General features: G+C 73.3%; 10 protein-coding genes. 6 read left to right on the top strand and 4 right to left on the bottom strand.

Features of this window, described 5'->3' with window-relative positions; all coding sequences use genetic code 11:
- Positions 1–41 precede the first annotated feature (41 nt).
- A complete protein-coding gene (locus E0W78_RS07550) occupies positions 42–1,421 on the bottom strand; it encodes an FAD-dependent oxidoreductase (RefSeq protein WP_131403254.1) in 1,380 nt (459 codons plus the stop codon).
- 254 nt (positions 1,422–1,675) lie between these two features.
- Between E0W78_RS07550 and E0W78_RS07545 the strand changes: the two genes are divergently transcribed.
- The 6 genes from E0W78_RS07545 (at position 1,676) to glgB (ending at position 10,772) form a co-directional block, all read left to right on the top strand.
- Positions 1,676–2,809: a helix-turn-helix transcriptional regulator gene (locus E0W78_RS07545; RefSeq protein ID WP_131403253.1), complete on the top strand. Its 1,134-nt coding sequence runs from the start codon at positions 1,676–1,678 to the stop codon at positions 2,807–2,809.
- 60 nt (positions 2,810–2,869) lie between these two features.
- Positions 2,870–3,541 carry an alpha/beta fold hydrolase gene (locus E0W78_RS07540; protein ID WP_131403252.1) on the top strand — a complete coding sequence of 224 codons (672 nt, stop codon included), beginning with the start codon at positions 2,870–2,872 and terminating at the stop codon, positions 3,539–3,541.
- 62 nt (positions 3,542–3,603) lie between these two features.
- Positions 3,604–5,568, top strand: a complete 1,965-nt coding sequence (locus E0W78_RS07535) for a maltotransferase domain-containing protein (RefSeq protein ID WP_131403251.1) — start codon at positions 3,604–3,606, stop codon at positions 5,566–5,568.
- A gap of 46 nt (positions 5,569–5,614) precedes the next feature.
- The gene (gene treS, locus E0W78_RS07530; protein ID WP_131403250.1) at positions 5,615–7,429 is read left to right on the top strand and encodes a maltose alpha-D-glucosyltransferase; all 1,815 of its coding nucleotides are present in this window, start codon (positions 5,615–5,617) and stop codon (positions 7,427–7,429) included.
- A 5-nt stretch (positions 7,430–7,434) separates the two neighbouring features.
- The gene (locus E0W78_RS07525) at positions 7,435–8,814 is read left to right on the top strand and encodes a phosphotransferase (protein WP_131403249.1); all 1,380 of its coding nucleotides are present in this window, start codon (positions 7,435–7,437) and stop codon (positions 8,812–8,814) included.
- Positions 8,811–10,772, top strand: coding sequence for a 1,4-alpha-glucan branching protein GlgB (glgB, locus tag E0W78_RS07520; RefSeq protein ID WP_131403248.1), 1,962 nt, complete (start codon positions 8,811–8,813; stop codon positions 10,770–10,772). The genes E0W78_RS07525 and glgB overlap by 4 nt, the downstream gene beginning before the upstream one ends.
- A 203-nt stretch (positions 10,773–10,975) precedes the next feature.
- On the opposite strand, the gene E0W78_RS07515 is transcribed toward glgB, so the two are convergent.
- Genes E0W78_RS07515 through E0W78_RS07505 form a run of 3 tightly spaced genes read right to left on the bottom strand, consistent with a single transcriptional unit; the run spans position 10,976 to position 13,947 of the window.
- Positions 10,976–12,112 carry an AI-2E family transporter gene (locus tag E0W78_RS07515; RefSeq protein WP_131403247.1) on the bottom strand — a complete coding sequence of 379 codons (1,137 nt, stop codon included), beginning with the start codon at positions 12,110–12,112 and terminating at the stop codon, positions 10,976–10,978.
- A 9-nt stretch (positions 12,113–12,121) separates the two neighbouring features.
- On the bottom strand, positions 12,122–12,802 hold the full coding sequence (locus E0W78_RS07510) for a uracil-DNA glycosylase (protein WP_131403246.1): 681 nt from the start codon (positions 12,800–12,802) through the stop codon (positions 12,122–12,124).
- A complete protein-coding gene (locus E0W78_RS07505; RefSeq protein WP_131403245.1) occupies positions 12,799–13,947 on the bottom strand; it encodes an MFS transporter in 1,149 nt (382 codons plus the stop codon). The genes E0W78_RS07510 and E0W78_RS07505 overlap by 4 nt, the downstream gene beginning before the upstream one ends.
- Between the last annotated feature and the right edge of the window lie 48 nt (positions 13,948–13,995).

Genomic DNA, 13,995 nt, shown 5'->3' with positions numbered 1-13,995 from the left:
GGCCGTCCCCGAGCGTGTCGGGGACGGCCGCCGCTGCCGGCTCAGCGCACCGGGTGGTTGGCCACCAGCAGCCCGTCCGGGTCGACGGACGCGGCGACCTTGCGCAGCCGCGCCCAGTCCCGGCGCCGGTGGGCGTGCGGCAGCAGGGTGCCCTCCTCGGCGAAGTTCGGGAACACCCGTCCCCGGCTCCACGGCTCCAGCGCGGCGACCGCACGGGACGCGTCCGCCGCGGCCTCCGCGCCCATCTCCGGTGTCGCGGCGATGCCGACGAAGAACGCCGCGTACTCGCCCCGCAGGTGGCCCAGCGCGCCGGCGCCGCGCGGCGAGCGCCCGAGCGCGCCGCCCAGGTGGCGCAGCTCGGCGGCCAGCAGGCTGGTGCCCGAGCCGGGACCGGCCGCGGCGACGAACGCGTCCACCGCGGCGGGCGGGAGCGAGTCCACCAGCACGTGTCCGCCGGCGCTGGGGGTCGGACCCTCGGGGTCCATGTGCAGCCGGGTCAGGCTGTCCGCCGGGACGCGTCCGAAGGTGTCCATCTCCGGGGCGAGGTCGCGCAGCGGCTGCAGGAGCAGGCGCGCGCTGTGGTCGTCCTCCTGCAGCACCGCGTCCATGACGACCACCTGCCGACCGGACAGGAACGGCGGCAGCTCGGGCATCGCCGGGAAGCTCAGCAGCCGCAGCGAGCTCGTGACCGTCACCGGGAGCCGGCGGGTCCAGCGGGCCCACGCGTGGGTCACCTCCGACGCCATCTGGCCCGGCCACAGCATGAGCCCGGCGTGGACGTCGGCGACGGCGAGCAGCGCGACCTCGATCGCGGTGACGACGCCGAACCCGCCACCCCCGCCGCGCAGCGCCCAGAACAGGTCCTCGTCGTGGGTCGCGTCGACGCGGCGCAGCACGCCGTCGGAGGTGACGACCTCGATCGCCACCACGTGGTGGCAGGCCAGCCCGTGCGAGCGGCCGAACCACGACAGCCCGCCGCCGAGCGTGTAGCCGGTGACCGCGACGTCCGGCGAGCTGCCGTGCAGCGCCGCCAGGCCGTGCGGGGCGGCCGCCTCGACGACGTCCTGCCAGATGGTGCCGCCCAGCACGCGGGCGACCCGGCGCTCCGCGTCGATGCTGACTCCGGTCAGGCCGTGCAGGCGCAGCAGGACGGCGTCCTCGACGCGGCCGGCGAGCGGTGCGGCGGCGTGCCCGGTGCTCATCGGCGCCACGCGCAGCCCGGCGCGGCGCGCGGCGCGGACGACGTCGACGACGTCCTGCGCCGAGCGGGGGACGGCGACCGCGGCGGGGCGCAGGTCGACCGAGACGTTCCACGGGATCCGTGCGGCGTCGTACCCGGGGTCGCCGGGCAGGTGGACGTCGCCACCGCAGAGTCCTCGCAGGGCGTCGGCGGCACGGTCGGTGGGCGAGAGGGTGCTCATGCATTCACTTCCTGGGGGAGAGGAGCCGGGACGGGGCCCGCGGCGGGGGACGAGCGGCTCCGGGGCCGGTCCGGCCCGCGGTCGTCCCGTCGGTGCCGGGGCGGCGTCGCTCGACGTCAAGGCTCGGCCCGCTCCCCGCGGCCGCACCATCCCTGCCCGGTGGGAAAACGTTCTGCCACCGGGCCTGGGGGTCCTGGTCGTCCCAGGAACCTGGGGGGTTCCCGATGGCCCCGTCGCGGCGCACACTGGGCGCCATGGTCACCGGACTCCTGGGGGAGCGCGTGCGCCGCGACGTCGAGGTGGTCGCGCGCGCCGGCCTGGACGTGGAGACCTTCGCCGAGGAGGCGATCGCGTCGGTCGGGCGGGTCCTGCGGTTCGACGCCGCGTGCCTGGCCACCACGGACCCGGCGACCGGGCTGCTCACCGGCGCCCGCAAGTACGGCGGGCTGGTGGGACGCAACGAGCACGACCAGGAGTTCGGCCTGGTCGAGTACGGCCAGGACGACCCGACGGCGTTCACGGTCCTGGCCGACCGGCACGTCGCGGCGGCCGGAGTGCACCTGCTGACCCGGGGGGACGTCGACGCGTCGCCCCGGATGGACCAGTTCATGCGACCGCACTTCGGCTTCCGCGACGAGCTGCGCCTGGTGTTCACCGACGACCGGGGGATGCTCTGGGGCGGTCTCGCCCTGTTCCGCGAGGACGACCGGGCCTTCGACGCCGACGAGGTCGACTTCGCGGCGGGCCTGGCGCACGTCTTCGCGCTGGGCATGCGGGCCGGCCTGCTCGCGACCCTGGCCGCCGGCCGGAGCGGGGCGATCGGTGGTCCGGCCGTCCTCGTCGTGGACGCCCAGGACCGCGTCGTCCGCACCTCGCTCGGGGCCGAGGGCTGGCTGGCCGAGCTCGCCCAGGGGCCGGCCAGCGGGGGTCCGCTCGCCCCGGTGGCCTCCCTCGTCGGAGCCGCTCGGCGGTTCGCGCGCGGCGAGACGTCCGTCGTGCCGCGCAGCCGGGTTCGGGCGGCCAGCGGCATGTGGCTGGTCATGCACGCGACCCCGCTCAGCGGCCCGGACGGCGTGAGCGGCGAGGTCGTCGTGACGATCGAGGAGGCCCGTCCGCCGGAGATCGTCCCGCTCGTGGTCGCCGCCTTCGGCCTGACGCCGCGGGAGCGCGACGTGACCCAGCTCGTGCTGCAGGGCCTGGACACGCGCGAGATCGCCGCGGCCGTGCACCTGTCGGCGTACACGGTGCAGGACCACCTGAAGTCGGTCTTCGAGAAGGCCGGGGTGCGGAGCCGCCGCGAGCTCGTCGCCCGCATCTACTTCGACCAGTACGTCCCGCGCATGGGCGACGAGATCGGGGCGTCCGGCTGGTTCGGCCCGGCCGGCTGACCCACGCTCGCGCCGGTCGTCCGGCGGGCGCGGCTGGGCACCCCCGGGCAGACTCGCGGCATGGACGTCCGAGCCCGCCTCATCCCCACCCGGGTCCCCGCCCGCCCCGACGCGGTCGTGCTCGTGCTGCACGGCGGCGCCAGCAAGCCGGGCTCGCCGATGGTCAGCCCGACGCAGCTCTCGGTGATCCGGATGATCCCGGTCGCCAAGCGCGTGGCCGCCGCCGGCCGCGGACGCCTGGCCGTCTACCGGCTGCTCAACTCCTCGCGCGGCTGGGACGCCTCGCACACCCCGGTCGACGACGTCGCCTGGGCGCTCGGCCAGGTGCGCGAGAAGCACGGCGACCTGCCCGTCGGGCTCGTCGGCCACTCGCTCGGGGGTCGCGCGGCGCTGCTCTCGGCCGGACGTCCCGAGGTCGCGTCCGTCGTCGCGCTCGCCCCGTGGCTCTACCCGGACGACGGGGTGCCGACCGGCGACCGGCCGGTGCTGGTCGTGCACGGCGACCAGGACCGGATCGCGCCGATCGCCCACGCGCGGGCCGTGGTGGCCCGCCTGGCCCGCACCGGGAACGTCGCGCTCGTGGTCGTCCGCGGGGGCAAGCACGCCATGCTGCGGCGGGCCGGCGAGTTCGACGGCACGGCCGCGCGCTTCCTCGCGGCGACCCTGCTGGGCCGTCCGGCCAGGGGCACGGCGGGCCGTGTGCTCGCCGGCGAGGACGCCCTGCAGGTCTGAGCCCGGTTGCGGCCCGCCGTCGCGCTGGCAGGCTTGGCGGTACCGCGACGAGAGGGGACCCTGTGCAGGGACGACTGGGGATCGACGACGTCCGCCCGCAGGTCGCCGGCGGACGTTTTCCGGCCAAGGCCGTGGTCGGCGAGCACGTGCCGGTGACCGCGACCGTCTGGCGCGAGGGCCACGACGCCGTCGCCGCCACCGTGGTCTGGAAGGGTCCGGGCGACCGCACCGCTCGCTCGGTGCGCATGGAGCCGCACGGAGCGCCCGGGCTCGACCGGTTCGCTGCCGCGGTGGTCCCGGACGCCGTGGGCACCTGGACGTTCCGGGTCGACGCCTGGGGCGACCCCTGGGCCACCTGGCTGCACGCCATCGAGAAGAAGGTCGCCGCCGGCCAGGACGCCGACGAGCTGGCCAACGACCTGGAGGTCGGCGCGCGGGTGCTCGACGCCAGCCCCGACCGCCGCTCGCGCACCCTGCTGCAGCAGGCCGCCGCCGCGCTCCGGGACACGACGCTCGCGCTGGACGAGCGGCTCGCCCCCGCCCTGTCGGAGCCGGTGCTCGCCGTCATGCACGAGAACCCGGTCCGCGAGCTGCTCACCAAGGGCACGCCGCAGAAGCTGTGGGTCGACCGCGAGCGGGCAGCGTTCGGCTCCTGGTACGAGTTCTTCCCGCGCAGCACCGGCGGCGTCGACGCCGCCGGCAAGCCCGTGCACGGCACCTTCGCCACGTCCCTGCCGATGCTCGACCGCGCCGTCCGCATGGGCTTCGACGTCGTCTACCTGCCGCCGATCCACCCGATCGGGCGCGTCAACCGCAAGGGCCGCAACAACACGCTCGACCCGGGCCCGGACGACGTGGGCTCGCCGTGGGCCATCGGCGCCGAGGAGGGCGGCCACGACGCCGTACACCCCGACCTCGGCACGATCGACGACTTCGACGCGTTCGTCGCCCGCGCCCACGAGCTCGGCCTGGAGGTCGCGCTCGACCTCGCCCTGCAGGCGGCGCCCGACCACCCGTGGGCGCGCGAGCACCCCGAGTACTTCACCGTGCTGCCCGACGGCACGATCGCCTACGCCGAGAACCCGCCGAAGAAGTACCAGGACATCTACCCGGTCAACTTCGACAACGCGCCCGAGGCGATCTACGCCGAGGTGCTGCGGGTCGCGCGGTTCTGGGTCGACCACGGGGTGCGCATCTTCCGGGTCGACAACCCGCACACGAAGCCGCCGAGCTTCTGGGCCTGGCTGATCGAGGAGGTCAAGACGGAGCACCCGGACGTGCTCTTCCTGGCCGAGGCGTTCACCCGTCCGGCCGTCCTGTTCGGACTGGCCCGGCTGGGCTTCACCCAGAGCTACACCTACTTCACGTGGCGCACGGGCAAGGAGGAGCTCGTCGAGTTCGGCGAGATGGTCCGCGACCGCTGGGACGAGAGCCGGCCCAACCTGTTCGTGAACACCCCCGACATCCTGCACGAGTCGCTGCAGGTCGGCGGCCGGGGCATGTTCGCCCTCCGGGCCGCCCTCGCCGCCACCCTGTCGCCGACCTGGGGCGTCTACTCCGGCTACGAGCTGTACGAGCACGAGCCGGTGCGTCCGGGCAGCGAGGAGTACCTGAACTCCGAGAAGTACGAGCTGCGCCCGCGCGACTTCGACGCGGCGCTCGAGCAGGGCCGCTCGCTGGAGCCGTGGCTCACCCGGCTCAACGAGGTGCGTCGCGCCCACCCGGCGCTGCAGCAGATGCGCACGCTGCGCTTCCACGAGGTCGACAACGAGGCGCTGCTGGCGTACTCCAAGACCGACCCGGCCACCGGCGACGCCGTCGTCGTGGTCGTGACGCTCGACCCGCACCAGCCGCAGGAGGGCACGCTCCACCTGGACCTGGAGGCGCTCGGCGTCGAGCCCGGCGGCTCGCTCGTGGTGCAGGACGAGGTCAGCGGCGCGTCGTTCACCTGGGGCGAGCACAACTACGTCCGGCTCGACCCGGCCGTCGCCGTGGCCCACGTCGCGGCCGTCGTGCCGCAGGCCTGACCGCGTCGGGTCGCAGCCTCGTCGGACCTGCGCAAGGGTAGGAGCCATGCCCGATGGTTCCGAGCTCCAGCGACACGACCCCCTCGACGGCCTCGAGGACGTCCCTCACACCGGTGAGTCCGTGACGTCCGAGGGGCTGCTCGTCGAGCCCCAGGCCGACGACTTCGCCCATGCGCACGCGGCGCCCAAGGACGCGTCCTGGTACAAGCACGCGGTCTTCTACGAGGTGCTGGTGCGCGCCTTCGCCGACTCCAACGGCGACGGCACCGGCGACCTGCGCGGCCTGGCCGGCAAGCTCGACTACCTGCAGTGGCTCGGCGTCGACTGCCTGTGGCTGCCGCCCTTCTACGCCTCGCCGCTGCGCGACGGCGGCTACGACATCAGCGACTTCCGCGCGGTGCTGCCCGAGTTCGGCACGGTCGACGACTTCGTCCACCTGCTGGAGGAGGCGCACAAGCGCAACATCCGGGTCATCACCGACCTGGTGCTCAACCACACGTCCGACCAGCACCCCTGGTTCCAGGCGTCGCGCTCGGACCCCGAGGGCCCGTACGGCGACTTCTACGTCTGGAGCGACGACGACTCGGCCTACAGCGACGCGCGCATCATCTTCGTCGACACCGAGTCGTCCAACTGGACGTACGACCCGGTACGTGGCCAGTTCTTCTGGCACCGCTTCTTCTCCCACCAGCCCGACCTCAACTACGAGAACCCGGCGGTCCAGGAGGCGATGATCGACGTCCTGCGCTTCTGGCTCGACCTGGGCATCGACGGCTTCCGGCTCGACGCCGTGCCCTACCTGTTCGAGGAGGAGGGCACGAGCAGCGAGAACCTGCCGCGCACCCACGAGTACCTCAAGAAGTGCCGCAAGGTCGTCGACGACGAGTACCCCGGACGCGTGCTGCTGGCCGAGGCCAACCAGTGGCCCAGCGACGTCGTGGAGTACTTCGGCGACCCGTCGGTGGGCGGCGACGAGTGCCACATGGCGTTCCACTTCCCGCTCATGCCGCGCATCTTCATGGCCGTGCGCCGCGAGTCGCGCTTCCCGATCTCGGAGATCCTGCAGCAGACGCCGGACATCCCGGACAAGGCCCAGTGGGGCATCTTCCTGCGCAACCACGACGAGCTGACCCTGGAGATGGTCACCGACGAGGAGCGCGACTACATGTACTCCGAGTACGCCAAGGACCCCCGGATGAAGGCCAACATCGGCATCCGCCGGCGCCTGGCCCCGCTGCTCGACAACGACCGCAACCAGCTCGAGCTGTTCACCGCGATGCTGCTGAGCCTGCCCGGCTCGCCGGTGCTCTACTACGGCGACGAGATCGGCATGGGCGACAACATCTGGCTGGGCGACCGCGACGCCGTCCGCACGCCGATGCAGTGGAGCCCGGACCGCAACGCCGGCTTCTCCTCGTGCACGCCCGGACGCATCTACCTGCCGGTGATCATGGACCCGACGTACGGCTACGAGGCCATCAACGTCGAGTCCCAGCAGGACAGCCCGGCGTCGCTGCTGAACTGGACCCGCCGGATGATCCAGGTGCGCAAGGAGCACATCGCGTTCGCCGAGGGCGACTTCGTCGACCTGGGCGGCTCGAACCCCAGCGTCCTGGCCTACCAGCGCACCTACGAGCGGCCCGACGGCGGGCGCGACACGGTGCTGTGCGTCAACAACCTGTCGCGGTTCCCGCAGCCGGTCGAGCTCGACCTGTCGGCCTTCCAGGGCCTGGTGCCCAGTGAGCTGACCGGCGGCGTCCGGTTCCCCGAGATCGGCGAGCTGCCGTACCTCCTGACCCTGCCCGGGCACGGCTTCTACTGGTTCGAGCTGTGCCACTCCGACGACAACGACCCGAGGTGAGCGCGATGAGCTCGACCCCCTGGATGGACGTGGTCCTGCAGGCCCTGCCCGACTGGCTGGCGACCCGGCGCTGGTTCGCCGGCAAGGATCGCCCGATCGACGCCGTGCAGGCGCTCGAGACGACCGTCCTGGTCGACGGCGACCCGGCGCTCGTGCACCTGGTGGTGGAGGTGCGCCAGGGCGATCGGCGCGACGTCTACCAGCTGCTGGTCGGCGCCCGCCGTGCCCAGGCGCCGGACGTCCCGGCCGCCGCGGTCATCGAGGTCGACGACGGCGTCACCATGTACGAGGCCTCCGGCGACGCCGACCTGACCAGCGAGCTGCTCGGCCTGCTGGCCCGCGAGGCGACCATCGGCGACGTCAGCTTCCGGCTGGAGCCGGACGTCGTCCTGGACGCCGGCCTGCGCGGCCGCCCGATCACCAGCGAGCAGTCCAACACCTCCCTGGTGTTCGGCAGCCAGTACATCCTCAAGCTGTTCCGCCGGCTCTCGCCGGGCCTGAACAAGGACCTCGTCCTGCACCGTGCCCTGCGTGACGCCGGCTGCCAGCACATCGCGCAGCCGCTCGGCTCGATCGCCGGCCGCTTCGACGGCCAGGAGACGACGCTGGGCATGGTCCAGCAGTTCTTCCCCGACGCCGCCGACGGGTGGGCGATGGCCACCACCAGCGTCCGCGACCTCATGGCCGACCCGGGCACCGCGCCCGAGGAGCACGGTGGCGACTTCTCCGGGGAGGCCCGTCGCCTCGGCCAGGCCGTGGCGCACGTCCACGCCGACCTGGCCCGCGCGCTCGGCACGGCCGACGTGGGGCCCGACGAGCTCGCCGGCAAGGTGCGCACCATGACCGCCCGGCTCGACGCGGTGGCCGCGGACGTCCCGCAGCTCGCGCCGCACGTGCCCGGCATCCGTGCCGCGCTCGAGCGGGTACGGGAGCTGCCCACCCCGCTGCGCAGCCAGTACGTCCACGGCGACCTGCACCTGGGCCAGGTGCTGCGCACCGTCGGCGGCTGGACGGTCATCGACTTCGAGGGCGAGCCGGCCGCTCCGCTGGAGGAGCGGGCCGCACTGCGCTCGCCGCTGCGCGACGTCGCCGGCATGCTCCGCTCGTTCGACTACGCGGCGCACCAGCTGCTCGTCGGCCAGCCCGACGACGTCCAGGCGCTCACCTACGGCGCGCTGAACTGGGCGCAGGTGAACCGCGACGCGTTCTGCGAGGGCTACGCCTCGGTCTCGGACCTGGGCGACCCGCGCGAGCACGCCGTCCTGCTCACCGCGCTCGAGCTGGACAAGGCCGTCTACGAGGTCGGCTACGAGCACGCCAACCGCCCGGACTGGCTCGAGGTCCCGCTGTCGTCCATCGCCCGCATCGTGGAAGGGGTCGCATGAAGCACGCCAAGGAGACCGGGCTCGGGGAGCTCGACCTGCACCTGATCGGCGAGGGCCGCCACGAGCGGCTCTGGCAGGCGCTCGGCGCCCACCCCGCCACCGTCGACGGGGTCGCGGGCACGTCCTTCGCGGTCTGGGCCCCCAACGCCCGCACCGTGCGCGTGGTCGGCGACTTCAACGACTGGGACTCCGACGCGCACCCGCTCGCGCACGCCGACGGCGGCATCTGGGAGGGCTTCGTGCCCGGCGCCGAGCCCGGCCAGCGCTACAAGCTGCGCCTCGAGGGCCCCGACGGTGAGTGGTTCGAGAAGGCCGACCCGATGGCCTTCGCCACCGAGGTGCCGCCGGACAACGCCTCGGTCATCGCCACCAGCACCCACGCGTGGGGCGACGACGAGTGGCTCGAGCGCCGCGCCGCGACCACGTGGTCCGACGCCCCGATGAGCATCTACGAGGTGCACCTGGGCTCGTGGCGCCAGGGCCTGTCGTACCGCGAGGCGGCCGAGCAGCTCGCCGAGTACGTGCTCGAGCACGGCTTCACCCACGTCGAGCTGCTGCCCGTCGCCGAGCACCCGTTCGGCGGCTCGTGGGGCTACCAGGTCACGTCCTACTACGCCCCGACGTCGCGCTTCGGCAGCCCGGACGACTTCCGCTGGTTCGTCGACCACCTGCACCAGCGCGGCATCGGCGTGATCGTCGACTGGGTGCCCGCGCACTTCCCACGCGACGCCTGGGCCCTGGCCCGCTTCGACGGCACCCCGCTGTACGAGCACCCGGACCCGCGCCGCGGCGAGCAGCCCGACTGGGGCACGTACGTCTTCGACTTCGGACGCCCGCAGGTGCGCAACTTCCTCGTCGCCAACGCGCTGTTCTGGCTCGAGGAGTTCCACGTCGACGGGCTGCGGGTCGACGCCGTCGCCTCGATGCTCTACCTGGACTACTCGCGCCAGGACGGCCAGTGGGAGCCCAACGTGCACGGCGGCCGCGAGAACCTCGAGGCCGTCCAGTTCCTGCAGGAGCTGAACGGCACGGTGGCCAAGCACCACCCCGACACCCTGGTCATCGCCGAGGAGTCGACCTCGTGGCCGGGCGTCACCGCGCCGACCGGCACCGGCGGCCTGGGCTTCTCGATGAAGTGGAACATGGGCTGGATGCACGACACGCTCCAGTACCTGGGCCGTGAGCCGGTGCACCGCGCCTGGCACCAGGACGAGATCACCTTCTCGCTGGTGTACGCCTGGAGCGAGCAGTTCGTGCTGCCGCTCTCGCACGACGAGGTCGTGCACGGCAAGGGCTCGCTGTGGGGCCGCTCGCCGGGCGACGCCTGGAACAAGGCCGCCGGCGTCCGCGCCCTGCTCGCCTACATGTGGGCGCACCCGGGCAAGCAGCTGCTGTTCATGGGCGGCGAGTTCGGCCAGTCGGGGGAGTGGTCCGAGGGCCGCTCGCTGGACTGGCACGAGCTGGAGGACCCGCTGCACGCGGGCATCTCCCGCCTCGTCGGCGACCTCAACCGCACGTACGTCGCCTCGCCGGCGCTGTGGTCGCAGGACGCCCGGCCCGAGGGCTTCGTCTGGATCGACGCCTCCGACGCCGCCGGCAGCGTCCTGAGCTTCCTGCGCGTGGGGTCGGACGGCACGCAGCTGGCCTGCGTCTGCAACTTCTCCGGTGCTCCGCACCCGGACTACCGCGTGGGCCTGCCGGCCACCGGCACGTGGCGCGAGGTCGTCAACACCGACGCCGAGGTCTACGGCGGATCCGGCGTGGGCAACCTCGGCCGGGTCGAGGCGACGGACGAGCCGATGCACGGCCAGCCGGCGTCCGCGGTGCTGCAGATCCCGCCCGCGGGCGTGCTGTGGCTCGTGCACGAGGAGGCGTCGGAGACGGTCGGGACGACCCTGGCCGAGGACGCGCTGGAGCCGGACGGGGAGCCCGTCGACGGCGTGTCCGGAAAGGCCTAGTCCGTTGTGACTAGACGGGACTAGTCCGGGTCCTCTAGTCTTCAGTCATCACTGGTGTGCACCACGGTGAAGAGGAGCCGGCTGGCGATCGGGGGACGTCAGCCGGCTCTCCTCACCGCTCACGCTGGGGTGGACCGAGAAGGGGCGACCGCTACGCGCTGGTCGCCCCTTCTTGTGTGTCCGCGGCCGTGCGGCCGCCGCCGTCAGTCCTGCTCGGCGACCGGCTTGCCCGGCTCGTCCAGCGGCGGTCCGGCGTCCTCGGGCACGACGCCCGCCTCCCTGTCGACCCGCTCAAGCAGGTAGCGCAGGGTCTCGGCCACGGCGGCGGCCGCCGGCACCGCCAGGAACGCGCCGGTGATGCCGAACATCGAGCTGCCGGCGGTGACCGAGAGCAGGATGATGGCGGCGTGCAGGTTCATGCTCTTGCCCTGCAGCCACGGTGAGAGCACGTTGCCCTCCAGCTGCTGCACGGCGACGACGATGGCCAGCGCGATCAGCGCCTCCTGCCAGCCGTTGGTCACCAGCGTGACCAGGACGGCCAGGGCACCGCTCACGAAGGCGCCCACGATCGGGATGTAGCCGCCGAAGAACGTGATGACCGCCAGCGGCACGGCCAGCGGGACGTCCAGGATGATCAGGCCGAGGCCGATGATGACCGCGTCGATCGCCGCGACGATCGTCTGGGCGCGGATGAACCCGCCGAGGGTGTTCCAGATGCGGGTGAGCAGCTCGGTGAGGTGGCCGCCGACGTTCGCGCCGCCGATCGAGCGGATCCACGGCAGGAACTTGTGGCCGTCCTTCATGAAGAAGAAGGTCAGCACCAGGATCAGCACGATGTTGACGATCACGCTCGTCGCGACGCCGATCGTGGAGAAGACGCCGGACCCGATCTGGGTGGCGCTGTCCTGGATCTTGTCCTGGACCGCGGAGATCGCGTTGGTGATCTGGCCGTCGGTGACCTCGAACGGGCCCGTGACCAGCCACTCGCGCACCTGCTGCAGGCCGTCCGACGCGCCCTCGGCGACGTCGTCGGCCTGGCCGGCGACCTGCGGGGCGATGACGGCCACGAGCGCGCTGATGAGGGCGAAGAAGCTCAGCATCACCGCGACGGCGGCCAGCGCGTCCGGCCAGCCGTGCCGGCGCAGGAAGCCGACCGGCGGCTGCAGGACGGTGGCGACGACCAGCGCCATGGCGACGGGGTACAGCACCATCCAGGTGTGGCCGATGACCCAGCCCAGGACCACCGCGGCCGCCGCGTACACGACGATGCGGATGCCCCACTTCTGCAGGACGGAGAACCCGTGGTCGACGACCCTGTCACGGGCACTCGATGAACTCATGCCGTCACCCTACGGGGCCAGCCGCCAGTCCACCGGTCGTGCCCCGAGCGCCTCGAGCGCGGCGTTGACGCGGCTGAACGGGCGCGAGCCGAAGAACCCCCGCGAGGCCGACAGCGGGCTCGGGTGCGCGCTGGCCACGACGGGCGTGGCGTCGCCCAGCAGCGGCGTCAGCGACTGGGCGTCGCGGCCCCACAGCACGGCCACGAGCGGGGCGTCGCGGGCGACGAGGGCACGGATGGCCTGCTCGGTGACCGCTTCCCAGCCCTTGCCGCGGTGGCTGGCGGCCGAGCCCGGCTGCACCGTGAGCACGCGGTTGAGCAGCAGGACGCCCTGCCGGGCCCACGGCGTGAGGTCGCCGGACGGTGACGGCGGGACGCCGAGGTCGGCCTCGAGCTCGGTGAAGACGTTGACCAGGCTGCGGGGGAGCGGCCGGACGTCCGGCTGCACCGAGAACGACAGGCCCATGGCGTGGCCGGGCGTGGGGTAGGGGTCCTGGCCGACGACGAGCACCCGGACGTCCGCCATCGGCTCCTGGAAGGCGCGCAGCACGGCGTCGCCGGGCGGCAGGTAGCCGCGGCCGGCCGCGGTCTCGGCGCGCAGGAAGTCGCCGAGGTCGTGGACCCGGTCCTCCACCGGCGCCAGGGCCTCGGCCCAGTCGGGCGCGACGAGCTCGGACAGCGGGCGCCTCACGCGGGCACCTTGCCCGCGAGGGCGCGGCGGGCGAGCAGGCCCGCGGCCAGGCAGCCGACGAGCGGCACCAGCAGAGCGGTCGGCAGCGACACCCACGTGCGCAGGAAGCCGATGATCGACGGTCCGGCCAGCAGCCCGGTGTAGCCGAAGCTGGTGATGCGGGCCAGGTAGGTGCCGGCGGCGGTGGGGTCGACGTTGCCCGCGGCGCTGAAGAACTGCGGGACGCAGCCGGCCAGGCCGACGCCGAACAGCGCCCAGGCGGCGATCGCGACCGGCGCGCTCGGGGCCAGCACGACGCCCAGCATCGCGACCGCCCCGACCAGTGCGGCGACGCTCACGTAGGTGGCCGAGCCGACCCGCGCCACGATCCGGTCGGCGACCAGGCGCACGATCGTCATGGTGGCCGAGAAGGCGCCGAAGGCCCAGGCCGCGACGGTCTCGGTCGAGCCGAGGCTGTCGCGCAGGTGGACGGTGCTCCAGTCGTAGGCGACGCCTTCGCTGAGCATGAGCGCGAAGGCCAGCAGGCCCAGCAGCACGACGCGCGGCGTCCACGGCACGCGGCGGCGGCCGCCGCCCTCGGTGGGAGCGGGCGCGGCGTCGGCCAGCAGCGGCCGGCGGCAGGCGGCGGCTCCGACGAGGCCGACCACCGCGGCGGTGACCAGCGTGGGCAGCATGCCGACGTCCTGGCTGATGAGCAGGCCGCCCAGGATCGCCGCCGCGAGGTTGCCCATCGAGAACAGGGCGTGGAAGGCCGACATGATCGGACGTCCGTAGGCCCGCTCGACCACGACGGCCTGGGCGTTCTGCGCCACGTCGACGACGCCGTTGGCCAGGCCCAGCAGCGTCAGCACGCAGGCCAGGACGACGGGGGACTCGGCGAGCGCGACGAACGGCAGGACGAGCGCGAGCACGGTCATGGCGACCGCGACGGTGGGCGCGGAGCCGATGCGGTCGATGAGCCGTCCACCGGCCTGCATGCCGACGAGCGCGGCGATGCCGACGAGCAGCAGCATCCCGCCGAGGGTGGAGTCGTCGATGCCCGTGCGGTCCTTGACCAGGGGGATGTGCACGATCCACATGCCCAGCAGGAAGCCGTTGAGGCCGAACAGTCCGAAGGTGGCCCGGCGGGCGTGGGTCGGCGGCACCCGTCGAGCCTATCGACGCGACCCGGCGACGTCCTGCCCGGCGTGAGC

Origin of the sequence: Aeromicrobium sp. IC_218 (assembly GCF_004336805.1) — a bacterium.
Classification (GTDB): Bacteria; Actinomycetota; Actinomycetes; order Propionibacteriales; family Nocardioidaceae; genus Aeromicrobium.
This window is presented reverse-complemented; position numbering and strand designations above follow the sequence as displayed.

Bases quoted from the DNA above. Each gene is read 5' to 3' on its own strand.
- E0W78_RS07550 (WP_131403254.1), bottom strand. From the start codon at position 1,421: ATGAGCACCCTCTCGCCCACCGACCGTGCCGCCGACGCCCTGCGAGGA.
- E0W78_RS07545 (WP_131403253.1), top strand. From the start codon at position 1,676: ATGGTCACCGGACTCCTGGGGGAGCGCGTGCGCCGCGACGTCGAGGTG.
- E0W78_RS07540 (WP_131403252.1), top strand. From the start codon at position 2,870: ATGGACGTCCGAGCCCGCCTCATCCCCACCCGGGTCCCCGCCCGCCCC.
- treS (WP_131403250.1), top strand. From the start codon at position 5,615: ATGCCCGATGGTTCCGAGCTCCAGCGACACGACCCCCTCGACGGCCTC.
- E0W78_RS07525 (WP_131403249.1), top strand. From the start codon at position 7,435: ATGAGCTCGACCCCCTGGATGGACGTGGTCCTGCAGGCCCTGCCCGAC.
- glgB (WP_131403248.1), top strand. From the start codon at position 8,811: ATGAAGCACGCCAAGGAGACCGGGCTCGGGGAGCTCGACCTGCACCTG.
- E0W78_RS07515 (WP_131403247.1), bottom strand. From the start codon at position 12,112: ATGAGTTCATCGAGTGCCCGTGACAGGGTCGTCGACCACGGGTTCTCC.